At 60.7% G+C, this 26547-nt stretch carries 25 protein-coding genes and 1 other RNA gene; 14 read left to right on the forward strand and 12 right to left on the reverse strand.

Annotation, left to right across the window (positions count from 1 at the left end; genetic code table 11):
• Positions 1 to 103: 103 nt before the first annotated feature.
• Positions 104 to 505 carry a ferric iron uptake transcriptional regulator gene (fur, locus tag C4S63_RS13100; RefSeq protein WP_062817094.1) on the reverse strand — a complete coding sequence of 134 codons (402 nt, stop codon included), beginning with the start codon at positions 503 to 505 and terminating at the stop codon, positions 104 to 106.
• Positions 506 to 680: 175 nt separating this feature from the next.
• On the opposite strand from fur, the gene bamE reads away from it, so the two are divergent.
• Positions 681 to 1178: an outer membrane protein assembly factor BamE gene (gene bamE / locus C4S63_RS13105; protein WP_082844804.1), complete on the forward strand. Its 498-nt coding sequence runs from the start codon at positions 681 to 683 to the stop codon at positions 1176 to 1178.
• A gap of 9 nt (positions 1179 to 1187) precedes the next feature.
• Here the strand turns inward: bamE and C4S63_RS13110 are convergent, their stop codons facing one another.
• Together C4S63_RS13110 and C4S63_RS13115 are read right to left on the reverse strand one after the other, a co-directional pair.
• A complete protein-coding gene (locus tag C4S63_RS13110) occupies positions 1188 to 1487 on the reverse strand; it encodes an RnfH family protein (RefSeq protein WP_062817095.1) in 300 nt (99 codons plus the stop codon).
• A complete protein-coding gene (locus tag C4S63_RS13115) occupies positions 1487 to 3025 on the reverse strand; it encodes a sodium-dependent transporter (RefSeq protein WP_103917824.1) in 1539 nt (512 codons plus the stop codon). Before C4S63_RS13115 ends, C4S63_RS13110 begins: the two co-directional genes overlap by 1 nt.
• A 141-nt stretch (positions 3026 to 3166) precedes the next feature.
• On the opposite strand from C4S63_RS13115, the gene smpB reads away from it, so the two are divergent.
• Positions 3167 to 3649, forward strand: a complete 483-nt coding sequence (gene smpB, locus C4S63_RS13120) for an SsrA-binding protein SmpB (protein WP_062817096.1) — start codon at positions 3167 to 3169, stop codon at positions 3647 to 3649.
• A gap of 63 nt (positions 3650 to 3712) precedes the next feature.
• Here smpB and C4S63_RS13125 read toward each other — a convergent pair whose 3' ends face one another.
• Positions 3713 to 3997: a hypothetical protein gene (locus C4S63_RS13125; RefSeq protein ID WP_062817097.1), complete on the reverse strand. Its 285-nt coding sequence runs from the start codon at positions 3995 to 3997 to the stop codon at positions 3713 to 3715.
• Between the two features lie 398 nt (positions 3998 to 4395).
• Here C4S63_RS13125 and ssrA point away from each other — a divergent pair.
• The 7 genes from ssrA to C4S63_RS13160 all read left to right on the forward strand — a co-directional run bounded on the left by ssrA (position 4396) and on the right by C4S63_RS13160 (position 10658).
• Positions 4396 to 4752, forward strand: a transfer-messenger RNA (tmRNA) gene (gene ssrA, locus C4S63_RS13130).
• Positions 4753 to 4929: 177 nt separating this feature from the next.
• Positions 4930 to 5211: a hypothetical protein gene (locus C4S63_RS13135; protein ID WP_103917825.1), complete on the forward strand. Its 282-nt coding sequence runs from the start codon at positions 4930 to 4932 to the stop codon at positions 5209 to 5211.
• 226 nt (positions 5212 to 5437) lie between these two features.
• Complete coding sequence (locus C4S63_RS13140; protein ID WP_103917826.1) at positions 5438 to 6406, forward strand: calcium/sodium antiporter; 969 nt, start codon at positions 5438 to 5440, stop codon at positions 6404 to 6406.
• A 278-nt stretch (positions 6407 to 6684) separates the two neighbouring features.
• Positions 6685 to 6930: a helix-turn-helix domain-containing protein gene (locus tag C4S63_RS13145; protein WP_103917827.1), complete on the forward strand. Its 246-nt coding sequence runs from the start codon at positions 6685 to 6687 to the stop codon at positions 6928 to 6930.
• Positions 6927 to 8180 (forward strand): HipA domain-containing protein, encoded by a 1254-nt coding sequence (locus C4S63_RS13150; protein WP_103917828.1) that lies wholly within the window; start codon positions 6927 to 6929, stop codon positions 8178 to 8180. The genes C4S63_RS13145 and C4S63_RS13150 overlap by 4 nt, the downstream gene beginning before the upstream one ends.
• 127 nt (positions 8181 to 8307) lie before the next feature.
• Positions 8308 to 8664: a roadblock/LC7 domain-containing protein gene (locus tag C4S63_RS13155; protein WP_103917829.1), complete on the forward strand. Its 357-nt coding sequence runs from the start codon at positions 8308 to 8310 to the stop codon at positions 8662 to 8664.
• A gap of 173 nt (positions 8665 to 8837) precedes the next feature.
• Positions 8838 to 10658 (forward strand): S8 family serine peptidase, encoded by a 1821-nt coding sequence (locus C4S63_RS13160; protein WP_103917830.1) that lies wholly within the window; start codon positions 8838 to 8840, stop codon positions 10656 to 10658.
• Positions 10659 to 10729: 71 nt separating this feature from the next.
• Here the strand turns inward: C4S63_RS13160 and ahpF are convergent, their stop codons facing one another.
• The 6 genes from ahpF to C4S63_RS13190 all read right to left on the reverse strand — a co-directional run bounded on the left by ahpF (position 10730) and on the right by C4S63_RS13190 (position 17744).
• Positions 10730 to 12352: an alkyl hydroperoxide reductase subunit F gene (gene ahpF / locus C4S63_RS13165; RefSeq protein WP_103917831.1), complete on the reverse strand. Its 1623-nt coding sequence runs from the start codon at positions 12350 to 12352 to the stop codon at positions 10730 to 10732.
• 99 nt (positions 12353 to 12451) lie between these two features.
• A complete protein-coding gene (gene ahpC, locus C4S63_RS13170; protein WP_062817103.1) occupies positions 12452 to 13015 on the reverse strand; it encodes an alkyl hydroperoxide reductase subunit C in 564 nt (187 codons plus the stop codon).
• 133 nt (positions 13016 to 13148) lie between these two features.
• Positions 13149 to 14654 carry an FAD-binding domain-containing protein gene (locus tag C4S63_RS13175; protein WP_103917832.1) on the reverse strand — a complete coding sequence of 502 codons (1506 nt, stop codon included), beginning with the start codon at positions 14652 to 14654 and terminating at the stop codon, positions 13149 to 13151.
• Positions 14651 to 16075: a DASH family cryptochrome gene (locus C4S63_RS13180; RefSeq protein WP_200819544.1), complete on the reverse strand. Its 1425-nt coding sequence runs from the start codon at positions 16073 to 16075 to the stop codon at positions 14651 to 14653. Before C4S63_RS13180 ends, C4S63_RS13175 begins: the two co-directional genes overlap by 4 nt.
• Positions 16072 to 16227 carry a DUF2256 domain-containing protein gene (locus C4S63_RS13185; protein ID WP_082810873.1) on the reverse strand — a complete coding sequence of 52 codons (156 nt, stop codon included), beginning with the start codon at positions 16225 to 16227 and terminating at the stop codon, positions 16072 to 16074. Before C4S63_RS13185 ends, C4S63_RS13180 begins: the two co-directional genes overlap by 4 nt.
• Positions 16224 to 17744, reverse strand: a complete 1521-nt coding sequence (locus C4S63_RS13190) for a cryptochrome/photolyase family protein (RefSeq protein ID WP_103917833.1) — start codon at positions 17742 to 17744, stop codon at positions 16224 to 16226. The genes C4S63_RS13185 and C4S63_RS13190 overlap by 4 nt, the downstream gene beginning before the upstream one ends.
• 119 nt (positions 17745 to 17863) lie before the next feature.
• Here C4S63_RS13190 and C4S63_RS13195 point away from each other — a divergent pair, with 119 nt between their 5' ends.
• Entirely contained in the window at positions 17864 to 18172 is a 309-nt protein-coding gene (locus C4S63_RS13195) for a hypothetical protein (RefSeq protein ID WP_103917834.1), read from the forward strand.
• Between the two features lie 49 nt (positions 18173 to 18221).
• Here C4S63_RS13195 and C4S63_RS13200 read toward each other — a convergent pair whose 3' ends face one another.
• Positions 18222 to 20804, reverse strand: coding sequence for an EAL domain-containing protein (locus C4S63_RS13200; protein ID WP_103917835.1), 2583 nt, complete (start codon positions 20802 to 20804; stop codon positions 18222 to 18224).
• Between the two features lie 199 nt (positions 20805 to 21003).
• Between C4S63_RS13200 and mtgA the strand changes: the two genes are divergently transcribed.
• From mtgA to C4S63_RS13215, 3 genes are read left to right on the forward strand one after another with little or no spacing between them, the layout of a single operon-like run.
• A complete protein-coding gene (gene mtgA, locus C4S63_RS13205; RefSeq protein ID WP_063509267.1) occupies positions 21004 to 21738 on the forward strand; it encodes a monofunctional biosynthetic peptidoglycan transglycosylase in 735 nt (244 codons plus the stop codon).
• Positions 21735 to 23063 (forward strand): META domain-containing protein, encoded by a 1329-nt coding sequence (locus tag C4S63_RS13210; RefSeq protein WP_103917836.1) that lies wholly within the window; start codon positions 21735 to 21737, stop codon positions 23061 to 23063. The genes mtgA and C4S63_RS13210 overlap by 4 nt, the downstream gene beginning before the upstream one ends.
• Positions 23064 to 23093: 30 nt before the next feature.
• Positions 23094 to 23783 (forward strand): type 1 glutamine amidotransferase, encoded by a 690-nt coding sequence (locus tag C4S63_RS13215; RefSeq protein ID WP_103917837.1) that lies wholly within the window; start codon positions 23094 to 23096, stop codon positions 23781 to 23783.
• A 99-nt stretch (positions 23784 to 23882) separates the two neighbouring features.
• Here the strand turns inward: C4S63_RS13215 and C4S63_RS13220 are convergent, their stop codons facing one another.
• Positions 23883 to 25562 (reverse strand): 2-isopropylmalate synthase, encoded by a 1680-nt coding sequence (locus C4S63_RS13220; protein ID WP_103917838.1) that lies wholly within the window; start codon positions 25560 to 25562, stop codon positions 23883 to 23885.
• A 301-nt stretch (positions 25563 to 25863) separates the two neighbouring features.
• On the opposite strand from C4S63_RS13220, the gene C4S63_RS13225 reads away from it, so the two are divergent.
• Complete coding sequence (locus C4S63_RS13225; RefSeq protein WP_062817113.1) at positions 25864 to 26358, forward strand: Lrp/AsnC family transcriptional regulator; 495 nt, start codon at positions 25864 to 25866, stop codon at positions 26356 to 26358.
• The last annotated feature ends 189 nt before the right edge of the window (positions 26359 to 26547 follow it).

Consider the following 26547-nt stretch of genomic DNA (forward strand, 5'->3'; position numbering starts at 1 on the left):
CCGGCAGCGCCCAGGCAGCGCACAAACGTCGGCGCACCACGTAGGGTGGATGACGCCTGCGGCTAATCCACCCTACCCAGGCCACCTGGGCCCGGGCGCGGGATCACTTCTTCGGCTTGACGTACAGTACCAGCGAGTGGTCCATGATTTCGTAGCCGTGTTCCTCGGCGATGGCGTGCTGGCGCTTCTCGATCACCTCATCCATGAACTCGATCACCTGACCGGTTTCCATGCACACCATGTGGTCGTGGTGGTCTTCGTCCGCCAACTCGAACACGGCGGAGCCGCCCTCGAAGTTGTGGCGCAGCACCATGCCCGCCTGCTCGAACTGGGTCAGTACCCGGTAGACGGTGGCCAGTCCCACATCCTCGCCGGCGTCCATCAGCGACTTGTAGATGTCTTCCGCGCTCAGGTGGCGCTCTTCGGACTTCTCCAGTTGCTGCAGGATTTTCACCCGCGGCAGGGTCACTTTAAGGCCCGCTTTTCTGAGATCCTGATTATCCAATGCGTATGCTCCAATATGCCAAAAGGTGGCGATGCCCCTGAATCCGTCACTTTACCGCGGCGCCGGACCCAAGTCCGGGCCGCCCCAGATCCAGGGCGATGAAAAAAAGCGGGAAACTTGTACCGCTACTGCAAGTCTGTATTATCGCCCGAACACTTAGTGAAGTCGAAAAACCATGCCACGAATTCCAGTTGCCCTCATTCTGACAACCCTGCTGACCGTCACTGGCTGCAGCAGCCTGCGCTTTCCCGGTGTCTACCGGATCGATATCCCGCAGGGTAACTTTGTCACCGAGGAAATGCTCGGCGAGTTGCAGCCTGGCATGAGCCCGGAGCAGGTGCGCTATGTGCTGGGCGCCCCAACCCTGGTAGACCCTTTCACGCCTGACAAATGGTTTTATCTGATGACCTACCGCCCCGGCAAGGGCGACAACGTGAGTCAGCAGATTGTGTTGCACTTCGAAAACGGCAGTTATAGCCGGCACGAAGGCGAAGTCATCGACGACTTCCGCAAGAAAACCAGCTCGCAACAGGACCGGGAGTTGCAGCGCAAACTGGAAGAGCGCAAGCGGGAAGACGTCACCCCGGAGCCGGCCCCTGCCACCCAGCAACAGGCCCCGGATCCGGAAACCCAACCCCAGGAACCCAGCGACCCGGGCCAGCCTGCAGCCTGACAGCCTGGATCAACGGGCCTTTTCCGCCGCCCGCTTCTTGCGATTCAGCTTCGGATCCGCCTGCAGCGGGCGGTAAATCTCCACCCGCTCACCGGGTTTGAGCACCTGCCCAGCCGGATTGGCCACCACCTTGCCAAAAATCCCCATGGGCGCCTTGTCCAGTACCAGCCCCTCGAACTGCTCCTCAATACCGGACAGCTTGGCCGCTTCCAGCATGGTGGTACCCTCCGGCACATCCAGGCCAATCAGACGCTGCTTGTCCGGCAGGGCATAAGCCACTTCCACATGAATTCGCGCATCGTCCGCCATCAGGGAGACTCCTGCTCCACGGGCACTTCGGTGCCACCCTCTTCCGGCAAAGACGCAGCAGAGGCCTGTGCCGGCGCGTCCCCAGTGGCCGCCTCCGTCTGCTCCTGAGCCGGAGGCTCTTCGGCCCGGGCCTCTTCCTCCGGCGTAAAGGTCGCCCAGATGGAATAGACAAACAGCACCACAACCGCTGCCGGAGAGAAAATCCGCACCAGTGCCCGCCATACCAGATACAGCTTGAAGTTCTGCATGGCCAGCTCCTTGCGCGCCTGGGTTTCCTTCATCACCCAGCCGGCAAAGATGGCGATCAGCAGCCCACCCAGCGGCAGCATCACCGTAGTGGACAGGAACTCCATATTGTCGAAGAAGGTGCCCACCAGGAAGGTATGGTCTTTCCAGACATTGAAGGACAACACCGATCCCACACCCAGCAGCCAGGCCCCCAGGCCCACAACCAGCGCAGCCATTGACCGCTTCAGCCCGCGCTCCACCAGCCAGGCCACCACCGGCTCACCAAGACTGATGGACGAGCTCCAGGCGGCACACACCACCAGCACAAAGAACAGGGAACCGAACAGCAGCCCACCCGGCATCTGACCAAAGGCCAGCGGCAGGGTCACAAACATCATCCCCGGGCCCTGACTCACTTCCAGCCCGCTGGAGAATAACAGGGGGAACATGGCCACACCGGCACCCAGCGCCACAAGCGTATCCAGCAGGGCAATGATCGCCACCGTGGACATGATCGACACGGGTTTGCTGCGACCGGTCTTCTTGTCCTTCACCGCCTTGGGCATATAGGCCCCGTAGGCCATGATCGCGCCCATACCCAGACTCAGGGTAAAGAAGGCCTGCCCCACGGCCACGATGATCGCCTGCCCGGTGAGTTTGGAAAAATCAAAGGCGAACAGGAAGCTCACCCCTTCGTTGAACCCCGGTGTGGTGGCTGCGTACCCCACCAGCACCACCAGCAGCACGAACAGCAGCGGCATGAGAATCTGCACCGCCTTTTCCAGCCCGCCTTTCACGCCCCGGGCCACCACCACCATGGTCAGCACCATAAAGAGCGTGTGGTATCCCAACAGCAAACCCGGGTTGGCCAGCATATCGTTGAAATGGGCTTCCGACTGGGTGGCGGTAATGCCTTCAAACACACCCCGCGCGGCTTCCCAGGCGTAATACAGCGCCCAGCTTGCCACCGCGGAATAGAATGACAGGATCAGAAACGCCGACAGCGCGCCCAGGTAGCCAATGCCGGCCCAGCGCTGACTTACCTTGCTGTCCGCCGCCACCTTGCGCATGGAGTTGATCGGGCTCAGCCCGCCCTTGCGACCCAGCATTACCTCTGCCGCCATGATGGGAATCCCCACCACCGCAATACAAAGCAGGTAGAGCAACACAAAGGCACCACCGCCGTTCTCGCCGGTGATATACGGGAAACGCCAGATATTTCCCAGGCCCACGGCCGACCCGGTCGCCGCCAGAATAAACACCCAACGGCTGGCCCACATGCCATGGACCGGCTTGATCTCTTGCTTCATAACAGGATTACCCTCGATAGCGTGGCGCTATTGTCTTTTTTTTAACTGGGCGGCTCAAGTAAGGGGCTGTCACAACTCTCACCCGCTCAGACAGACAAAGCCCTGTCAGCCGCCAAACGCATGCTCTATAATCGCCCGCCTATGGGAAACGCCAAGAAAAAAGCCAAAGCGCCGTCGGCCACCATTGCGCAAAACCGCAAGGCACGCCACGAATATCATCTGGAAGAGCACTTCGAAGCCGGCCTGGTTCTGGAAGGCTGGGAGGTGAAGTCACTGCGTGCCGGTAAAGGCAACCTGACCGAAGCCTATGTGCTGTTAAAGGATGGAGAAGCCTTCCTGTTCGGCGCCCGCTTCGAGCCCCTGATCACCGCCAGCACCCACGTCAATCCGGATCCGGTACGCAGCCGCAAGCTGCTGCTGCACCGTCGCGAACTGGGGCGCATCTTTGGTGGCGTACAGAAAGAGGGCTACACCTGTGTACCGGTGAGCCTGTATTGGAAAAAAGGGTTCGCCAAGTGCGATATCGCATTGGCCAAGGGTAAGCAGAAGTTTGACAAGCGCGCCACCGAAAAGGAGCGCGACTGGAACCGTCAGAAGCAGCGTCTGATGCGGCAGGGTGGCTGACCCGGGTTAACGGGCCGCCCCCTGCACGCGTGACACTGTCTTCAGACTGTACCGGTTACGGCGTTACACCGACTGGTGGGGGTTTACACCCTGAGCCCGGCTGTCGCCGCGCAGCTGCCAGTAAAACTGCAGCCAGGCGCGGAGCACCGCTGGCAGGAAGTAAACGGCGAACAGTACAACCGGAAGACGGGCTTCCGGCGTCGCCATTTCCACCAGGTACACACCGCCAGCATACGCAGCCAGCGCGAATACCAGTTGCAACGCTCTGTAGAGCAGCGGCTGAGCCTTCAAAGGCGACAGTGCCTTCTCGGAAACTTGCCCTGCTGACCGAAAGATCGTGTTCATCATCTTTCTCCTTTAATGAACGACAATGCTTTGATCAGCGGCCTTCATATAACGTCTATTTCAAGGCTCGCTGTAAAGCCATTGTGTGGTACACAATTTTGAGCAGGATGTTTCGTGGTGGCTTATGGCTACCTGAGCATCGCTTGCTCAACCTCACCATCGGACAATGACACAATGCCGCGGTGACACTCGTATAGTGCGCCTGAAAAATGACAAAACAAGCATTCCGGGTCTGATTGTCAGACAAGAGATGTGTATTCGGGTAACACTTTTCACAATCTGATTACATTTCGAATCTTATTCATGCCGTTTACCCCCACAACATGGTCGATTCGGAACGGCTCCGCCCCCACTTGTTAATCGACTTCACCGCCCCCATCACCTACAATGAGACCATCACAGGGGCCGACCTGGATTCGACGCCGGTACTGAATTCTGTGGTGCATGCCGAGAAGGTCACGAGTCTCGTAAAACATTTGTGGCACACTAAAGTAATCGCAAACGACGATTCTTACGCACTAGCAGCTTAAACCCTGCTTATCGCCAATCGACCCTGCCTGTGGGGAAGAGCGGCGAGCATCGCAACACAGGCTCGCAGCAAAGTCCGCCCCGGATGGCGCTGTTAAAACCCTTAGGGGCTCGGCTTTCACGTCCTGCCAGTTGGGCTGTGAAGGCTTAAATCAATAAACATGGCTAAGCATGTAGATCTGCAGATGGATTGCTGACGGACGCGGGTTCGATTCCCGCCGGCTCCACCAAACAAAGAAAAGGGCTATCCCGCGAGGGGTAGCCCTTTTTCTTTGTTAATCTTGTCAACTCGCTTCCATCCTCGTCACGACCATAAGAAACATCATTGGGCACGCCGTCCTCCTTCCTAGCCCGCAATCCATAACCCACAATAAAGACTGATAATCTCCCACGGGAAGGGAAGACAAATGCCTACAGTCAGCCTGAAAGCCGTATTGCTATTCGTCCTCGTATTCGCCGCGTCTGCTCTCTTTGCCAACGACCCGGCCAAGGAGCAGCCAGACGCCCACATCGACCCTGCGGTGATCGAAAACCTGCTAACCCCGGATCATTCCCTGCTGGATATCATCGATACGGATATGGCGGCGGGCTGCTGCAAGGTGTGCCGTAAAGGCAAAGCCTGCGGCGATTCCTGCATTAGCCGGAAATACAGCTGCACCCGGGGCAAGGGGTGCGCTTGCGACGGCTGACTGTGTTGCAATCAATACGGTCTCGACACCGGGCGCCTCCGCCTCTGACGAAACTCCATTAATCGCTTTAATTCCGGCGCCTCTCAGCCTTAAGCTAGCGGGCAGACTGACAGCTTTGGAGCGCACTTCGGTTTCTGTCCTTTGCGCAGCAAGCGGTGAACGCTTGCCCATCCAGTGGCTGGCACAACCCGTCTGTCCACCAATGCTTAAAGGAGCGCCTGTCCCCATGGTTCTGGCCACTGCCGCTATCGCTGTTGGTTTGCTGCTCTTGGTATGGAGCGCTAACCGCTTTGTGGAAGGCTCCGCCTCCACCGCTTCCCATTTCGGTATGCCACCGTTGTTGATCGGCATGGTGGTGGTCGGTTTCGGCACCTCCGCGCCGGAGATGGTGGTATCCGCGCTGGCGGCTTCCCAGGGCAATCCGGGCATCGCTTTGGGTAACGCCTACGGCTCGAACATCACCAACATTGCCCTGATCCTGGGGATTACCGCGCTGATCAGTCCCATCGCGGTGCATTCGCAGGTCCTGCGCAAGGAGCTGCCCATCCTTGCGCTGGTCACTGGCCTTGCCGCGTGGCAGCTGCTGGACGGCGAAATCACACGGCTTGATGCGCTGGTGCTGCTCGGTGTGTTTGGTGCGCTGATGGCCTGGACGATCTGGCAGGGGATGAAGAAGAAAGAGGATGCGCTGGCCAGCGAGATAGAACAGGAACTGGACGTGCGGGCCATGCCCCTGCGACAGGCCATTTTCTGGCTGGTGGCGGGACTGGTGCTGCTGATTGTCAGCTCCCGCGTGCTGGTCTGGGGGGCGGTAGAGATCGCCCATGGTTTCGGGGTCAGCGACCTGATTATCGGCCTGACCATTATCGCGGTGGGCACGTCGCTTCCGGAGCTGGCGTCGTCGATCATTGCCGCCAGGAAGGGCGAGCACGATATCGCTCTCGGCAACATTCTGGGATCCAACCTGTTCAACACCCTTGCCGTGGTGGGGATCGCCGGGACCATTCAGCCATTGGCGGTAGGGCCCGAGGTGTTCAATCGGGACATGCTGGTCATGGCGGCGCTGACCCTGTCGTTGTTCGTCATCGGTTACGGGTTCCGGGGGCAAGGTCGCATCAACCGCATTGAGGGCGCATTACTGCTGACCGCTTATGTGGGGTATACGGCCTACCTGATCAGTACCGTTTTCGGGTAGCCGTCATTCAGGATGTCGTCCCGGTGGCCAAGCCAGCCTCTGAAACAGAAAGCGAAGGCAGAGAGCCTTCGCTTCCCACGTCAGGCTCTCCCCCATCTGGCCGCTATGCAGCCCTTATGCATGCCCTCTCTCCCGTCCTCTTTCCCTCATTCCCGATCGGGATTATTTCTGGGGCAAGTCAGTTAATTCGCCAATTTATTACCGATCGGTAATAAAGCATGGAAAATTCCCACAATTCATGTAAATGTTACCGCTCGGGATTATTTCAGGTCATTCACATGAAACCGGATCAAGACCACTCTCTGGTACGCTCACCCGCCGATTTCGGCCAGCAGATTCGCCAGGCCCGCAAAAACCAGGGACTGACCCAAGCGGAGCTGGCCGCCATTGCCGGTGTGGGCCCCCGGTTTGTGTCCGAGCTGGAGCGCGGCAAGGACACCGCCCGCCTGGGACTGGCGCTGGAACTGGCCCGGCTAGTGGGTGTGGATCTACTTGCCAGGCCACGCAGGAACCCGGCGTCATGAGTCAGGCATTGACCGTCTGGTATGACCAGCAGCGGGTGGGCCGGCTTATTGCGACGCCGTCGCGGCAGATGGCCTTTGTCTATGACGAGGCCTGGCTTGCCAGCGGCTGGGCGATTTCCTGCTCACTGCCATTGAATGAAACCGGCGATTTTCTGCCTCCCGACCTGCGTGGGCATCATTTTTTTGCCAACCTGCTACCGGAAGGGGGAGCCAGGGATCGTCTGGTCCGCCGCCTGGGTGTGGCGGATGATGACTTTCTGCTGCTCGAGAAACTGGGGGGCGATTGTGCTGGCGCCCTGCAGTTGCTTCCGGAAAATCAGGCGCCTGCTGCCGATGCAGAGACACTGCAGCCCCTTGAAGACAGCCTGCTGGAAGAGGCTATCCACTCTGGTCGTGGACAATGGGTTACTGGCGATACACCGCCACGCCTGTCGCTGGCCGGCGCTCAGGACAAGCTGGCGGTCAGAGCAAACCGGGTGAACGGAAAGTGGCTGTTCTCTCTGCCAACATCCGGAACGCCCTCCACGCATATCCTCAAATTGCCCGTTCAGGATCTGAAAAACGTGCCGCTCTACGAGGCCTATACAACGTACCTGGCGACACGGCTCGAACTCCCCGCTGCACCGGTGGAACTGGTTACCCTGGGTGACCACCTGCTCTCGGTCAGCCAGCGTTTTGATCGAAGCCATCAAAGCGATCGTGTTGTTCGGACACACCAGGAAGACCTTTGCCAGGCACAAGGACTATCCCGCGCCGACAAGTACACCACGTCCCCCCAGGTCTTTACGAAAGTCGGCGATCTGCTGCGCGAACATTCGGTACAGCCTGCAAAAGATCTAAGGGCACTGGCGAACTGGCAGGTCTTTAATGCCCTGACCGGCAATGCGGACGGCCACCTGAAGAATCTGTCACTGCTTGCTGTGGACGGTGGCTGGCAACTGGCACCCTACTATGACCTTGTCTGCACGCTGGCCATTCCCCGCGTGAGTCATCGCCTGGCGTTGCCGGTGGGCACCCTCGATGATCCGCAAAACCTGCACAACAATCACTGGGAGGCCTTTGCCGGGCAGCTTGCTGTATCCCCCAGACTCATAAAAAACCTAGTGCAGCAACAGGCCGGCAGGCTCCACGATGAAGTGGACAACTGGCTCAATGACTTCCGCGATCAGTACGGTCAGCTGCCTGCTCTGGAGGGAGTACAAAAGGTGGTTACGCGACAAACCAGAAAGGCACTGCGCGACTGGACCTAGGGGCGCCGCGAATCAGGATGGTATACCCATTGTTCTGTCATGCCTGACGAAATCGCCCGAACAACCTTGATTCCCGCCACTCCATCGCTAAGCTGATTCTTTAGGTCATCACGGATAGATAACAATAATGAAACTCAGCACCCTCACTCCCCCCCTGCAGGCGCTTCACGATTCCTCCGATGACATCCTGCTGGTGTCGCTGATCAGCAGTGACGGCATGCCGGTGCTGCATATCGGTGAGGGGCTGGATTACGACGAGCAAAGCGCCCTGTTCTTCGAGATGAAAAAGGCCTGCGACCGGGTGCTGGACGGGCTACGCCAGGGACACAGCGAGGAAATCTTTATCCGCTGCCGGGAAGGCTGCATCTGCATCTGGCCGGTGGGAGATATGGTTTTTGCCTGCCTGGCTCGCCCCTCGGTGAACTCCCAGCGGATGCAGATGCTGGCCTGGAAAACCGTATCCGCACTGAGAAACCTGCTTTAACCTGCCGCTCACTCCGCCTTCACATCCAGATCACAAAACGGGCCCGCGTCAGCTATCACGCGGGCTCCGCCTGCCTGAACCCGTTTCAACGCAACAAAAAAATACAGCGGCACCATAGAGAGATACCTGCGTTCTGATTAGCGTCGGGGCACGACTTTCTGGAGGGATATTTTATGCATAGGAAAACAGGTCTTGGCGCCCTGTTGGCCGCGCTGTTGGGTGGCAGTGTGCTTAACCCGGTATGGGCCGACGACACACCATCATATGCTGCGCAAACGCAGAACCAGGTCATTGATAATCAATATATTGTGACCCTGGCCCCGAACATCATAGAGCAGCTGGGGGTGACCGATCTGACCACCGCCATCCGCACCCTGCTGGCCACCGTGGGTGGCGGCGAAGTGATTTATACCTACCAGCATGCACTCACAGGCATGACCGTGCGGCTGACGGATCTACAGGCAAGCTTGCTGGGCCTGGTGCCCGGAGTGATCGGACTGGAACCGGACCGTCGGGTGCAGGCCATCGCCACCCAGGCAAATGCCACCTGGGGCCTGGACCGGGTGGATCAGCCCGCACTGCCCCTGGACGGCAGCTATCAGTACCCCAACAGCGCCGGCAACGATGTCACCGTTTATGTGATCGACACCGGCCTGCGCGCCAGCCACACCGAATTCAGCGGGCGGGTCAGCCCGGGCCGTAACTTCGTCAGCAGCGGCGGCGGCTTCCTGTTTGGTGGCGGCAGCGTGGACCCGGCCAACACCAACGACTGTAATGGCCACGGCACCCATGTGGCCGGCACCGCCGTGGGCACCGTTTACGGGGTGGCCAAGCAGGCAAAGATTGCCCCCGTGCGTGTCCTGGGCTGTAACGGTAGCGGTAGCAACTCCGGCGTGATCGCCGGGGTGGACTGGGTGGCCGGCAATCACCGCAAACCCGCGGTGGCCAATATGTCCCTGGGCGGCGGCGCGTCCAGCGCCCTGGACACTGCGGTGCGTAACGCCGTGGCCGCCGGTGTCAGCATGGTGGTGGCCGCCGGTAACGATAACACCAACGCCTGTAACGGCTCTCCCAACCGGGTGGCCGAGGCTCTGACCGTGGGGTCCACCACCCGCACGGACCAGCGCTCCTCGTTTTCCAATTTCGGCGCCTGTGTGGATCTGTTTGCGCCGGGTAGCGACATCACCTCGGCCTGGTATCAGTCCGATAGCCAGACCGCACGTCTGAACGGCACCTCCATGGCAGCGCCCCACGCCGCCGGTGCCGCCGCCCTGTATCTGGCCGCCAACCCCAGTGCCAGCCCACAGCAGGTTTTCACCGCGCTGGTGGATGGCAGTGCGACCGGCATGATCAGTAATGCGGGCAACCAGTCCCCCAATCGCCTGTTGCAGGTGGATGAAGACGATGGCGGTACCGTGACGGACCGCCTGCCCACGGCCGCGTTCACCGCCCAGTGCAGCGGCACGGTGTGCCAGTTCGATGCCAGCGGCAGCAGCGATGACAATGGCGTGGCGGCCTGGGACTGGACCCTGGGTGATGGCAACGTGGCCAGTGGCGAGCAAATCAGTCACGACTACGGCACTGCCGGCAGCTTTACCGTGACCCTGACCGTCACCGACACCGCCAACCAGACCGCCAGCATTGATAAAGGCGTGATCAGCGAGGACACCAGCAACCCCTGCCCAAGCTGCACACGCTATGAGGGCAGCCTGGGGAATGGCAGCTCGGTCACCTTGCCTTCCGGTGGCTTCAGCTACGGTGGCGGCAATGTGGAAGCCTTCCTGTACAGCCCTGCCGGTGGTGCCTTCTCGCTGGCCCTGGAGCAACGTAGCTGCTTCCTCTTTTTCGGCTGTAGCTGGTCCCAGGTGGGCAGCGCCCAGCCGCAGAACGGCGTGGCGACCCTGAACGGCTCGGTGGGCAGCGGTACCTACCGCTGGCGCGTCACAGCGCAAAGCGGCTCCGGCGCTTATACGCTGTTGGCAAACCCGCGTTAACCCCACCCCCGGACACGAAAAAACCACCGCTTGCGGTGGTTTTTTCGTTCTACCGGTAAGCGTCAGCAGGATCAGGCCACGGCAGCATCCTGTTGCGCGTCGCGATTCTGCTCAGCTTCGTACAAGTCTTCCAGACGGTCGCCCTGGGTCATCAGATATTCGAAGGCCGCCAGGGACGCCTTGGAACCCTCGCCCATGGCAATGACGATCTGCTTGTAGGGCACCGTGGTCACATCGCCGCAGGCATAGATGCCTTCCTCTGAGGTCTGGCATTTCTCATTGATCACAATCTCGCCGAAGCGGGAGCGTTCCACTACCCCGTCCAGGAAATCACTGTTGGGCACCAGTCCGATCTGCACGAACACCCCTTCCAGCGGCAATTCATGGACGGTTTCCGTGGCCCGGTCCTGATACTCAATGGCACTGACCTTGCCGTTGCTGGCCTTGATTTCACGGGTGGCCGCGTTGCGGTGAATGGTGATATTGGCCTTCTGCTCGGCCTTGTCCACCAGCACCTTGTCCGCCTTCAGTTCGGGCATGAATTCAAACACGGTGACGGATTTGACGATGCCGGCCAGATCCAGTGCCGCTTCAATACCGGAGTTACCGCCGCCGATTACCGCCACGTCCTTGCCCTTGAAGAAGGGACCGTCGCAATGCGGGCAGTAGGCCACACCGTTACCGATGTTCTCTTTCTCGCCGGGCACACCCAGCTCACGCCATTTGGCACCGGTGGCCACGATCACGGTCTTGGTGTCGATTTCCTCGCCGGAGGACAGCACCACGGTCTTGATCTGGCCGTTGCGCACCTCGGCCACTTTCAGGTGTTCCTTCACGGTCACATCGTATTCGTTCATGTGGGCGTGCAGGGCACCGGACAGTTCCGGGCCGGTGGTTTTCTTCACCGAGATCAGGTTCTCGATATCCATGGTGTCTTTCACCTGGCCGCCAATACGGTCGGCAATCAGGGTGACTTTCAGACCCTTGCGGGCACTGTAGATGGCCGACGCCACGCCGGCGGGGCCGCCGCCGATCACGGTCACGTCCTGCAGCGGCAGTTTTTCCCCGGCGCTTGCCTGGGCGATGGCCGGATCAAACGCCAGCAGTTTGTCGATCAGCTCGGCGGCGGTGACCTTGCCATTGGCGAACAGCTCGCCATTCAGGTACACGCTGGGAACACCCTGGATGTCCCGGGCCTTCACGGTGTCCTGGAACAGGCCGCCGTCGATCATTTCAGTCTTGATGCGCGGATTGAGCAAGGCGAACTGATTGAGCGCCTGCACCACGTCCGGACAGTTGTGACAGCTCAGGCTGATGAACACCTCGAAATGCAGGTCGTCTTTCACGTTGGCGACCATGCGCTGCAGGCTGTCATCCAGCTTGATGTCGGTACCTGATGCATGCAGAAACGCCAGCACCAGGGAGTTGAATTCGTGGCCGGCCGGAATACCGGAAAAACGGATACCGGTGTCCTCGCCGTCCGCCTCCAGCAGGAAGGAAAGGGGGCTGCGCAGGGCATCACCCAGGTCCCGTTCCTCGAAGGCCAGGTTGTCACTGACACCGGCGATGTCGGAGAGAAACGTCACCAGTTCATCGCGCTTTTCGTGCGCACCGGTCTGCAGCACGAAGGTGATTTTTTTCTGCATGTTGGCTGCATAGCCTTTCAGGGCTTGCAGGATGTCATTCGTGAGCATGTCTGTTCCTTTCCTTGTTCATGGGTGACAGTGCAAAGGGATGGGCGCCCCCAACCCTCCTCCCGGTGAGGGAGAAGGACAGGGAGGCAACGGACTGGTTTAGATCTTGCCGACCAGGTCCAGGGAAGGCGCCAGGGTCTGCTCGCCTTCTTTCCACTTGGCCGGGCACACTTCACCGGGGTGGTTGCGAACGTATTGGGCGGCTTTCACCTTGCGCATCAGGTCGTCGGCGTCACGGCCGATGCCTTCGGCGGTGATTTCCATGGCCTGGATCACGCCATCCGGATCGATCAGGAAGGTGGCACGATCTGCCAGGCCCTGACCTTCACGCATCACACCGAAATTGTTGGTGATGGTGCCGGTCTGGTCGCCGACCATGTAGTAGTTGATCTTGCCGATGGTCTCGGAGGTGTCGTGCCAGGCCTTGTGGGTGAAGTGGGTATCGGTGGATACGGAGAACACTTCCACGCCCAGCTTCTGCAGCTCGTCATATTTGTCAGCCACATCACCCAGTTCGGTGGGGCACACAAAGGTAAAGTCGGCGGGATAGAAGAAAAAGATGGCCCACTTGCCTTTCACATCCGCTTCGGAGATGTCGACAAACTCGCCCTGCTTGAAGGCGGTGGCGTTGAACGGTTGGATTTCGCTGTTGATCAGTGCCATGTGGTTAAGACTCCCTAGGTTGGCTTATCGATTCGTTTCGACGAGCAATAGAATGGGGAATCTGCCCTGATAGTTAAATTTGAAACTTCTTATCATGGCGATAGGGAATATCTAACGAACCTACCGTGCCCTCTCAAAACAGGGACAGCTGGGAATCATCCGCCTTGCGGCCGCGGCGAGGGCGACGCCGGCGGCTGCCATGGCGTTGATTGACGGCCCGGCTCTCGTCCCGGAAACCGGCCTGCTGTCGGGCCTGGGCCAGTCGTTGACGGGCCTCGCGCACGGCCGTGTCGAAACACACCAGCGGTGCCGGGTAATCCTGCCCGATCACCACGCCGGCGTCCCGTTGCTGGCGCGGCCCCATCTGCCAGGGCTGATGAATCCAGGTGGACGAGACCTTGCCCAGCTCCGGCACCCAACGGCGAATAAAGGTGCCCTCCGGGTCCAGTTTGCGGGCCTGCAAGGTGGGGTTGTACATGCGCAGCGCATTGATGCCGGTGACACCGGCCTGCATCTGCACCTGGGGAAAATGGATGCCCGGCTCGTAATCCACAAACAGGCGCGCCAGATGCAACGCCGGTTGCCGCCAGTGCAGCCAGAGCGGATAACAGGCCATGGACACCAGCATGGCGCGCATGCGGAAGTTGATCCAGCCATGGTGGTGCAGATAACGCATGGCCGCATCCACCAGCGGCCAGCCGGTATGGCCGCTCTGCCAGGCCGCCAACCACTGCGGGTTGCCCGGTTCATCACGCAGGTTACGCAACAGCGGGTGCACGCTGCAGGTCTCCATGGACACCTGGTCTTCCAGTTTCTGGATAAAGTGGCAGTGCCACCACAGGCGTGACTCGAAGGCGGACAGACCGGCTCGCAGGGCCGGATCCTCCTCCTGCTCCAGCGCTTCCCAGGTCTCCTGCACGACCCGGCGCAGGCTCAGACAGCCCCAGGCCAGATAGGGGCTGATACGCGCGCCGCAGTGCTCCGCTTTCTGCGGGGCACTGATGCCACCGCGATAACCCCGTGCCCGCCGCTCCAGAAAACTCTGCCAGACCGGTTCCGCCGTATCGGTGCCACCATGCTGACGCCCCGGGCAGTCGGAACGGTCTGCACCTCGGGCAGTGCGCAAATCCGGCCAGGGATCGGCGGGGACTGCCGCCTGGATACGGGACGGCAGCGTGGCCAGGGGACGGGTCATGAATTGCTGCCAGTGGGCGCCCCAGTGATCCCGGTCCAGACAGGGGCGCTGGACGCCAAAAGGCGCTTCCTCATGCCAGGGCACCCGCTGCTCCCGGCACCACTGCTTCACGGCCCGGTCGCGGGCGTAGGTCCAGGCGCCGCCGTATTCCTCATGACTGTGCAGCACCATGTCACCAAGCCGGTGTTGCAGACCCGCCAGCACGGAAACGGCCTCCCCTTCCACCACCCACAGCGGCAACCCCAGCCGGGCCAGTTGCCCGCGCAGATCCCGCAGGCTTTCCGCCACAAAACGCCATTGCCGCAGGCTGGTGTCCGGCTGCTGCCAGTACGCGGGCTCCAGGATATACAGCGGCAACACCGGGCCTTCCCGGCAGGCTCGGGCCAGCGGGCCGTGATCGTGTGCGCGCAGGTCGCGCTTGAACCAGACCACTTGCACCGTCATGCCAGTTTCCGGTCCGCAGCGGGGAGCGGCAGCATGGCCGCCGGGTAATCGGGCAGCGGATCCGCCTGGCCAAAGGTGAAATGCAGTGACAAACACTGACGCGCAGAGAGTGGCCGCAGGGCGGGCAACCAGTAATGCAGATGCTCGCCCCGGGGATCGTACTGCCGGCACTGGCGGGTGGGACTGAAGCGTCGACCGCCACGGGCGTCGTGCCCCACGCCGGCGATGTAGGCCCAGTTGCCCCAGTTGGAAGCCACATCATCGTCCACCAGGTAATGCTGAAACCAGCGGGCGCCCCGACGCCAATCCAGCCCCATATCGTTCACCCAGAAGCTGGCCAGGTTCTGCCGCCCCCGGTTGGAGGCATAGCCTGTGGCCATTAGTTCGCGCAGGTTGGCATCGATAAAGGGGAGCCCGGTCTCGGCCTGACACCAACGCTGCCAGTATTCCCGGGCCAATAACGATGTCGGTTCTGGCTGTCCCGGTCCCTCGTCATTGAGACCGGCATACTGAAACACCCGCGCCCCATGCTCCCGCAGCGACCAGTGGTAAAACTCCCGCCACAGCAATTCCACCCGCAGCCATTCACTGCCCGGGTTGGCACCCTCAACGGCCTCATAGTCGAGAATGCGCTGCCAGACCCGCCTCACAGACACATTGCCCCAGGCCAGGTAGGCGCTCAGACGGCTGGAGTAATGTTCGCCGATCAGTTGATTCCGGGTCTGCTTGTAGTGGTCCACGCTGCGGGTTTCAAACAGATAATGTTCCAGCCACTGCAGACCGGCCTGCTCTCCCCCGCTCAGGGAAAAGTAGTCCCGGGAGTTTCGCTGCCAATGCTGGCAGCGTAACGCCAATAGTTCGCGGGCCGGTTCGGCAAAGGCTGGGGGCAGCAGGGGTTGGGCGGCTAGAAGAGACGGCGCAGGACCGTCCGGCGATGTGACCGGCTCGCCGTCCCGGCTCTCCACCTTGCGCCGGAAACGGCTGAAGGTGGCCGGGAACGATCCTTCCCAGGGCAAGGCCTCGGCGGCAAGCAAGGTCTGGGTCTCTTCCTCGACAACCCGGATGCCGGCCTGTCGCAGTGCGGCAATCATGGCGGCTTCTTCCGGGGCCTGGGCCACCGCGGTCACCACCTGCAAAGACTGGCTGGCATGCCAGTGGCCAAACAGGGTCACCGGGTCCGCCCGCAGACACTGCAGGGCCACCCCCAATTGGGCCAGCCGCGCCTGCAAATCGTCGAGGCTTTCCAGCAGAAAGGCAGACTTGGCCGACCCCAGCCGATCCATGCCGTCCGCGTCCGCTTGCAACCAATGATCGGGCAACAGGTACAGGCCCAGCACCGGCTGCGACAGGCTGGCCGCCCGCTGCAGCAGCGGCTGGTCTGCCACGCGTAAATCCTGCCGGAACCAGACCACGGTAATCATTGTGGCCTCCCCTGACGGCGACAGCGTTCACTGCAGTACACCACCTGCTCCCAGTGCCGCGCCCATTTGCGACGCCAACTGAAAGGTCGCTGGCAGACCGGGCAGGTTTTCTCCGGCAGCGCCGCCTTGTTGCCCTTCCAGCCGCGGCTCACAGAGCCTCCGGGTCTGCCAGCAACTGCTCTGCGCGATCCAGCATGGCGTTCACCTTGGCGGGATCCATGCGATCAAGGTTGCGATAGATCATCCGCATGCGGTGGTTGTGCTGGAACTGGCCGCGATGACGATGAATGAAATGCCAGTAGAGGGAGTTGAACGGGCAGCTGTCCGATTCGCTGGCGGTCTTGACGTTGTACTGGCAGTGCTTGCAATAGTCGGACATGCGATTGATGTAACTGCCGGACGCTGCGTAGGGTTTGCTACCCAGATAGCCGCCATCCGCATGCATCACCATCCCCAGGGTGTTGGGCAACTCCACCCAGTCGTAGGCATCCACATACACCTCCAGGTACCACTGACAAATGGCCTCCGGCAGCACCCCCAGCAGCAGGGCAAAATTGCCGGTGACCATCAGCCTCTGGATATGATGGGCGTAGGCATGATCCAGCGTGTTGCGCAGTGATTCCGACATGCAGTGCATGCGCGTGTCGCCGCTCCAGTAATAACCGGGCAGTGGACGCTGATTGTTGAGCCGGTTTTCTGCGGCGTAATCCGGCATCAGCAGCCAGTAGATTCCCCGCACATATTCCCGCCAGCCCAGTATCTGGCGAATAAACCCCTCCACCGCATTGAGCGGCGCCAGACCATCCCACCAGGCCTGCTCGGCGGCCTGGCAGACCGCCAGCGGGTCCAGCAGGCCAATGTTCAGATACGGCGACAGCAGGCTGTGGAACAGGGTGTCTTCGCCGGTGACCATGGCATCCTGGAAATCACCGAAGTGCGGCAGGCGCTGTTGGATAAAGTGCGCCAGCGCCTGTTGCGCCTGGGCGGCGGTGGTGCCCCAGCGAAAATCCGTCAGGTTGCCGAGGTGTTCCGGAAACGCCTGCTCCACCAGCGCCAGCACCTCCCTGTCGATGGCATCGCGGGGGAAGGAAAGGTCCACGGGCAAGGGGACCTCCCCCTTGTAGGCCTTGCGGTTGCTGGCATCGAAATTCCATTGGCCACCCACCGGTTCATCCCCTTCCATGAGCAGGCCGGTGTGGCGACGCATTTCCCGGTAGAAAAACTCCATGCGCAGCTGTTTCTTGCCACTGGCCCAGCGCTGGAAGAACGCCGGCGAGCAGAGAAACCGACTGTCCTGCAGGCAGGTGACCGGACAGGGCAACTGGCGGGGCCACTGCGCCTCAATCTGCTGCTGCAAACGGTATTCGCCGCAGTGGGTCACCACCAGCTCTTCGGCGGATTCACAGACCGGCACCAGCACATCCAGCAGGCTGGTGTGGTCATGCTCGCCATAGGCAAGGTAGTCCAGTTGCCAGCCCGCTTCGCGCAGGTCCGCGGCAAAGTGGCGCATGGCACTGAAGATAAAGGCAATCTTCTGCTTGTGGTGACCCACGTAGGTGGCCTCGGCGGGCACCTCCGCCATCACCAGCCGGTCGCGGGTTTTGTCCAGCGCCTGCAACGTGGGCAGGGACAGGCTGAGCTGGTCACCCAGAATGATTCCGACTTTCACGACCTCTCCCGCAACATCTGAAAGTTCAAGAATGCCGTCATGGGAGTGGCTGCCGGGTGAAGGAACCCGGCCCGGGTCAATCTGTCTCACCCGGCAAGGCAGCGACAGGGAGAAAACCCATGGTGCGAATCGTACTGATGGCGACCATTCTGCTGGCCGGCATGGTGCATGCCGAGGGTTACGACTATATCCGTGGTGATGATGTCTATGAGGAGGACTATCACTACGGGGTAGATTATGACGGCCTGAGCAGTGTTCCGCAGACCCGGCTCGGCGGCAGCAGCAGAAGCGATGATGCCGGCGGGCGGCTCAAGCAACAGGCCCGGGACCTGCAGAAAGAGACCACCCAGCCCTCCATGACGCGGGAGCTGGAAAAGTGGCAGGCGGATGACAGCCTGACACCGCCCACCCCGGTCGAGAAGCCATAAAGGATTGCTGGCGCCTTGTTCACAAGGTGCCAACGGCTTTTTCGCCGTATCAGGCGTCCCGATTGACCAGCCGCAGTTGCCGGTGGCGCGACAGGGACAACCCTTCAAGCTGCTCGAACAACAGAGACAGGGGCTGGGGCCGGCCTATGGCGTAGCCCTGTACGAAATCCACCCCCGCCTCCTGCAGCACCGGAATCATGGCGATGTCCTCCACGTACTCCGCCACGGTTTTCACCCCGAGCCGATGAGCCACTTCGCTGATGGATTCAACGATGGTGCGGTCAACGCTGGAATACAGCAGGTTGCGGACGAAACTGCCGTCGATCTTGATGAAATCCACCTGGAAGTGCTTGAGGTAATTGAAGGAACTGAAACCACTGCCAAAGTCATCCAGGGCCACCTTGCTGCCCTTCTCACGAATCCGCGCCAGTAATTCGCTGGCACTGGAAAGCTGGTTGACCACGGTGGTTTCGGTGATCTCGAAGGTCAGCCGCTCCGGCGCCACCGTGCTGCGATCGAGCAGATCCTCCAAGAACGGTATAAAGGTGGGGTCATCCAGGGAAGTGGCTGACAGATTCACCGCCAGATGCAAATTGGGCAGCGCAGCCAGCTCGTCACTGAGCGTCACCAGCAGCTGGGTGAGCACCCAACGGTCGATGTGCGTCATCATCTGGTAACGCTCTGCCGCCGGGATAAAGGCCCCCGGGTTGAGAATGTCGCCGTTGCGATCGCGCAGGCGCAGGAGAATCTCATAATGAGAGGCAGCGGTTTCGCCCCCGATGGGACGGATTTCCTGGGCATAGAGCAGAAAACGGTCTGACTCCAGGGACTCGCGCAGCCCGGCGGCCATCTGCAGCTCCAGGTGCCGGCGAGAGGCCTCACTGTCATCCGGGGTGTACACGGAGACCTGGTTACGGCCCCGGTGTTTGGCCGCATAGCAGGCCACATCCGCCCGGCTCATGGCCTCTTCCACGCTGATCAGGTTGCCGTCCAGTTGCACCAGCCCCACGCTGGCACCGATATCGTAGAGAGAATCCTTCCAGGCAAAGCGGATCTCACCCAGGGCGGCAATCAGGCGTTCGGCAATCTGGACCGCCCGGTCTGCCGGGCAGTTGTGCAGCAGCAGGCCAAACTCGTCGCCCCCCAGCCGGGCCACCACATCCTCATCCCGTATCTGTCGGCCAATCACCCGGGCGCACTCTCGCAACAGGGCATCGCCGGCCACATGGCCGGCGGTGTCGTTGACGACCTTGAAGCGGTCCAGATCGATAAAGCACAGGACGCTCTGTTCCACCCCCCCTTCATCCAGAGTCTGTTGCAGGGTGTTTTCGAATTCCCGCCGGTTAGTCAGGCCGGTAAGGGCGTCATGGGTGGCGTGGTAACGGAGCTTTTTCTGCATGGCCCGGCGGGCGCTCACATCACGGAACACCATCACCGCGCCTTTCACTTCGCCGTCGCCGGTCTTCACCGGGGCTGCGGAATCCTGGATTTCATAGCGGCTGCCATCGCGGCTCAGCAGAAAGCAATCCTCGCGCAGAAAGCACATGTCACCGCCGCGCAGGGCCACGGCGATGGGGTTGGTCCGCGTCGGTCGCCCCTCTTCATCGGTGAGCTGCAACACGGTATCCACGGGGGCCCCTTCTGCCTCCCTTTCCCGCCAGCCGGTAAGCGATTCCGCCACCGGGTTCATGAAGGTAATCCGCCCATCATGATCCGTGGCAATGACCCCATCGGCGATGGAATTCAGGGTCACCCGCAGGCTTTCCTTTTCATGGGCCAGGGAATGTTGCATGGCCCGTTCGGCGGTCACATCCCAGTTGGTGCCCACCATCAGCGGGATTTTGTCCGGGCCGATCAGGGTGGTTTCCGCCCGGGCGCGGATATAACGTTCTTCCCCGGCAGGGGTGAGGATGCGAAATTCGCCGTCCAGCTCGCCCGGGGCCTGCATCACCTGTTGCAGACGGGGGCGCAGCAGGGCCAGATCATCCGGATGAATGCGGTCGTACCAGATTTTCAGGGTGCCATCCCCCTCCTGCCCGGGTTTGACGCCATACATCTCGTAGATGCGCTCATCCCAGTCCAGTCGGCCGGTGACGGTGTTGTACTGCCAGATGCCCACACCGCCGGCGGAAAGAGCCAGTTGCAGCTGACGACGGCTTTCTGCCAGGGCATGCTCCGCCTCTTTGGCGGCCTGGATATCCTCGCATTGAACGATCAGATAGCGAACACGCCCGTCCTCTGATACTCCGGCAATAGACAGGCGAACCCAGACCAGCTCACCGGTCCGGGTGATATATCGCTTTTCCAGCCGCAGGCTGTCGACCCGACCGGACAGCAACGACCCCAGTTGCTGCAGATCATTCTGCAGGTCATCCGGATAGATCAACTGCTGGAAAGAACTCTGCAGCAGTTCCTCCTCCCGATATCCACTCAGCTGGCAAAGCGCCCGGTTTACCGCCAACCAGCGGCCATCCGGCCCCATCAACGCCATGGGGATGGCCGAATGCTCCATGGTCAGACGGTAGCGTTTTTCCCGTGCCGCCAGCACAGTTCGGGCGGCCCGCTCGCGGCGGAATAAAATGGCCACCAGGGCCAGCACCCCCATGGCTGCCCCAATCAGCAAAGCCTGCATGGTTCACGTCCGTTGTCGGTTATTGTTATCCCCTGCTCACTTTTTGAACTGGCCACTACGGACTTGCCAGCATCACCTGACAAAGCCGGAACTTTCACCGACAATTGGGTGACTATCAGTGAGCCTCTGACCCGAACATTTGTCCGGCTTGCTACTTGCTGGCCCGCTAAGGAGTATCGCCGACCCGGCTTTGCAGACCATGACGCTCCGCTACCGCGCCCTACAATGCCTGGCCCTGCTGTTCGTGGCCTTTGCCCTGTCCCAGCTCTGGTATCTGGGACAGGTCCTGCGCCTGCAGCACCACAACCCGCAAGGCAGTGCCTATATGGAGCGGGCCAAGGCCCAGGGACAGGTACAGCAATACTGGCGGGACTACGACCAGATCAGCGATTACCTGAAGCGCTCGGTACTGATTTCCGAGGATGCCCAGTTCACCAGCCACAGCGGCTTTGACTGGCAGGGCATCCGTTACGCCCTGCAACGCAATCTGGAAGCCGGCAAGCCGGTGGCTGGCGGCTCCACCATCACCCAGCAGCTTGCCAAGAATCTGTATCTCTCCGGCAAGCGCAGCTATGTGCGCAAGGTTCAGGAAGCCCTGATCGCCATGATGCTGGAAATGGGCCTGAGCAAACGCCGCATTCTGGAGCTCTATCTGAATGTGGCCCAGTGGGGCCACCAGATATACGGAGCGGAAGCCGCTGCCCGACATTATTTTCAGGTCAGCGCCGCCGACCTGAGCATGGTCCAGGCAGCACAACTGGCAGCCATGCTGCCGCGCCCCAACTACTACGATTTCAAGGGCCCCACCGATTACGTCCAACAACGGGCCCAATGGATTCAGGAGCAAATGGCGATAGTGCGCATTCCCGACCCGGGCAACCTGCCACTGCCCCCCGCCTCTGACCCGGAACACCGCCAAGGAACCTCGCAATGAAGCAGTTTGCAGTACTTTGTCTGACCAGCCTGACCCTGCTGGCTTGCAGCGACAACGACAGCACTCCGGTCTCACCGCCGGCCACCCAGGAAACCGGCAATCCGCTGGTGGGGGCCTGGCAAAACGGTGAACAGATACTGGTGCTGGAAGAAAACGGTGACTTTTATCTTCCCGCCGACGAGCAACGCCAGGGCCTGACCTGGGAAAACAACGATGGCACCTTCACCTTCCGCTATCTGGATAACAGTCGACTGGCCGTAGAAACCCAGAGTGCCAGCGGCGAACAGCAACAGAATACTCTTAGCCTGACCTCATCCACTCCTTCCAGCGAAGAGCAGGACCCCGACGCCCTCCCCCTGTTCAGCGGTGACTACCAACGGGCCAACAACGCTGTGGGCCACCTGAGTGGCAAGGTGGAACTGCCTGTGGAGAGCGAGCTCCCCGACAAGGCCGTGCTGACCGTATCCCTGCTCTCCAGCGACAACAACACCGTGATCCGTCGGCTGATGCCCCTCACCAGCGACGCAGACAGCGTGCCTTTTCGCCTCTATTACCCGGCCACCGCAGTGACCGCGGGCAACACCTATCAGGTGAGCAGTCAGATCCTCTCCGATGGCGGCCTGTTCTTCCAGTCGGAGCCCACCCCCCTGACCGTTAACCAGAACCAGTTTGCGGATATCACCCTGCCGCTCAGTGCGGTGATGACCGCCAGCGAAACCCTGCGCGGCGCTCTGGTATACCAGTACGGCACCACCAGCCTGATGCTCTGCAATACCGATCGCCGCCTGCAGCTGGCTGGCCCCCAACGCGAGGACCTGATCGACGCCTACCGGGGTGCCCGCAACTACCCCCTGCAACCCCGCGTGGTCACTGTCAGCGGCCTGCTGCGCAAGATCCCCGACGAGCAGGAAGGCAGCACCCAGAATGGCATCATTGTGGAAAGCTTTTCCCTGGAAAACAGCAATGACAACTGCCGCCTGCCCGGCGCAGATCTGATCAACACCCGCTGGCAGCTCAGCGCTCTGGGCAACGAGATCCTGGACCTGGCCTCGCAGCAAGCGCCCTATCTGACCCTGGACAGCGAAGGCAAGGTCCGCGGCCATGCCGGCTGCAATGGTCTCAACGGGAGCTACCAGCACGACGACGACAGCCTGTCCTTCGGCGCCATTGCCACCACCCGCAAGGCGTGTCCTGACATGGAGGGAGAGCAGGCCTTCCTGCAGGCCCTGAAAGCCTCCCGCCAGTTCCGTATCGACGGCGAGTTGCTCACCCTGTTCGATGCCAACAACCAGCCCCTGGCCGGGTTCCAGGCCATCGCACTGTAACCGCCCGCTGGCGTGTTGGAGGGAACGATCATGCGTGTCCATTACCTGTCCCATGTGCCTTTCGAGCAACTGGGCGCCATGGAAACCTGGTTCCGGGAGCGTGACGTCAGTATCAGCCGGTCACTGCTGTTTCAGGGCGACCCACTCCCTGACATCAGCGAGTTTGACGCATTGGTCGTCATGGGCGGCCCCATGGGAGCGGATGATGATTGCGACCATACCTGGATGGCGCCGGAAAAGGCCCTGATCCGCCACAGCATCGCCGCGGGCAAGAAAGTGCTGGGAATCTGTCTGGGCGCGCAACTGATAGCGCGCGTGCTGGGCGCCCCGGTAACCGCCAACCCGGACAAGGAAATCGGCTGGTTTCCGGTCTACCCCACCAGCGCTGGCCAGTCTGACAGCATCGGCAAACTGTTTGCCGGTGCCCCGCCGGTGCTGCACTGGCACGGCGACACCTTTGCCATTCCTGACGGCGCCGTACACCTGCTGGAGAGCAAAGGCTGCGCCAATCAGGCATTTCGTTACGGGGATAACGTGCTGGGCTTGCAGTTTCACCTGGAGCTGCAGACCGACAATGCCGCCGCCCTGTGCGATGCCTGCCCGGAGGATCTGGCCGACGGCCCCTGGGTGGAACCCCGCGCCAGCATGCTGGCGGACGGACAACGGTTTGAGGATGCCCGACAGTTGCTGGGGCGGGTGTTAAGCGCTTTTCTACGCTAGGCCGATCAAACTCCGTTCTCCCACGAAAACAAGAAGCCGCGCCCTGCCAGGGGCGCGGCTTCTTCTTCTCGGCTCAATCAACGCGAGCCCGCGCCGCTGTTAACTATTCACTATTAACTGTTCACTGCCTTCCTGTACCCGGCCCACCGCCGACAGGATCGCCTGCAAGGCAGCCGCAGTGGTATCCGCCGCGGTGGCCACGGCACTCTGCACCGTGTCCCCCACCTGCACCCGCACACAGGCCATGGCGTTGGCTTCGGTATTGTCACCCAATGAATACTCATCGAAGGACACTACCTTCACCTCGCCACCGATACGCCGGTTGAGCGCATCCACCAATGCCGACATGGCCCCATCTCCGCGGCCGGACAACAGGGTCACCGGCTGGCTGGCATCGCCAATGCTGATCTGGGCCTGCACCTGGTCGTTGCTGCGGTTCAGGTCATAGGAGCGCAACATCCACCCCATGGGCACGTTCAGGTAATCACTGTTGAAGCGACGATGTACCCGCTCGCTGGTGATCTCGCCACCATCTTCCTCCGCATCTTTCTGCACCACCCCGGCCAGTTCCTGCTGCAACCAGCGCGGCAGGTCGATACCGAAATCCCGCTCCAGCACGTGGGCGACACCGCCCTTGCCGGACTGGGAATTGATCCGCACCACTTCCTCGTAGCGACGGCCCACATCCGCCGGGTCGATGGGCAGATAGGCCACCTGCCAGATATCCCCCTCTTGATAGCGGGCCAGGCACTTGCGGATAGCATCCTGATGACTGCCGGAGAAAGCGCTGAAGACCAGATCGCCCGCATAGGGATGGCGCGGGTGGGTCTGGATATCGGTGATCTCCTCCACCAGGGCAACAATCTCCTTCATCCGCGAAAAGTCGATTTGCGGATCGATGCCCTGGCTGTACAGGTTCATCCCGGCGGTGACCAGATCCATGTTACCGGTCCGTTCGCCGTTGCCCAGCAAGGTGCCTTCCACCCGATCCGCACCGGCCATGACAGCCATTTCCGCCGCCGCCACACCACAGCCCCGGTCATCGTGGGTATGCACGCTGATGATCACGTGCTCGCGATGCTGAATGTTTTCATGCACCAGTTCCACCTGGTCGGCAAACACATTGGGCGTGCTCACCTCCACCGTGGCCGGCAAGTTGATGATCACCCGCTGACCCTGGTCCGGGCGCCATACCGCATTCACCGCATCGATCACTTCGATGGCGAATTCGGTTTCCGTGGCACTGAAGGTTTCCGGGGAATACTGGAAGCTCCAGTGGGTTTCCGGCTGCTTCTCGGCACAGGCTTTCACCCAGCCGGCAGCACGCTCGGCAATGGTCTTGCAGCCGGCCTTGTCCACGCTGAACACCTGCTCGCGGAAGGTGGGCGAGGTGGCGTTGTAGATATGCACGATGGCATTTTTTGCGCCCTTGAGTGACTCAAAGGTACGGGCAATCAATTCTTCCCGGGCCTGGGTGAGCACCTGAATGTGCACGTCATCCGGCACCAGGTCTTCCTCAATCAGGGCCCGGCAGAAATCAAAATCAATCTGGCTGGCCGAGGGGAAGCCCACCTCGATTTCCTTGAAACCCAGCTCCACCAGCATCTGGAAGAAGCGGCGCTTCTGCGCCACGGACATGGGCTTGATCAGCGCCTGGTTGCCATCACGCAGATCCACCGCCGCCCACAGCGGCGCTTTCTCGATACGCTGGCTGGGCCAGCGACGGTCGGGTTTGTAGATGACCGGAAAGGGCTGGTATTTGCGATGATCAAAGCTCATGTCGAATCCTCAAACGAAAAAGGGGCATGGCCTGCCCCCCGGGTGAACTCCTAATCCAATCCGAAGGGTGTCGGCAGGATTGAACTAACAACTCGTTGTCTGTGATCTCGGGTATCGATCAGCGCGCCGGTAGGCACGGATGGCAGCGAAGAGTGGCGGCCCGCTTTTGACGGTTCGCATCATCGCCCCACGAGAGATACTTTACGGCAGCAAACCGGCAATGTGCTTGCTTTTTTCATCCATAATCGGCTTTATTGGCAATAATATTGCGCAAAAAATGCAAAACAGGACGGATATAATCATGAGCAAGCAGGCATTGGCAAAACTGGACCGCACCGACCTGCGCATCCTGGAAGCGCTGCAGCACAACGGCGGGCTGACCAACCAGCAGCTGGCGGAAACCGTGGGGCTGTCCCCTTCCCCCTGTTCCCGGCGGGTACAGAAGCTGGAAGCTGCTGGCATTATTCTCAAGAGGGAGACCGTGCTGGACGCACGCAAACTGGGCCTGGACCTGACCGTGATCATCCAGATCAGCATGGACCGCCATACACCGGAACGCTTTGCCAATTTTGAGGAAAAGGTCGCCAGTTACCCGGAAGTGCAGCAGTGCTACCTGGTCACCGGCCAGGAGGCCGACTATCTACTGAAAGTGGTGGTGCCGGATATCGATGGCTACCAGCATTTCCTGCTCAACAAGATCACTCGCATCGAAGGGGTCAGTGGTGTGCATTCCAGCTTTGTCATGCGGCGGGTGGTGGATACGGCGGCGTTGCCGTTGAATTATGTTGAGACATAACTCTCGCACTCGCAAACCATGGTTCCCTTGTAGGAGCACCTCTCTCTGTGCTCTGCGAGTATCAGGTGCGAAAAAGACGTAATGCAAAGAATCAGCATGAAACAGCAGTACTTCCAGAATGCATTGCCATCGACATACCGCCTCCTTCGCCCAGGCTCGGATTCGCACCTCAAGAGGTGCTCCTACCGT

It is taken from the genome of Alcanivorax sp. DSM 26293 (genome assembly GCF_900107995.1).
In the GTDB taxonomy this organism is placed as follows: domain Bacteria; phylum Pseudomonadota; class Gammaproteobacteria; order Pseudomonadales; family Alcanivoracaceae; genus Alcanivorax.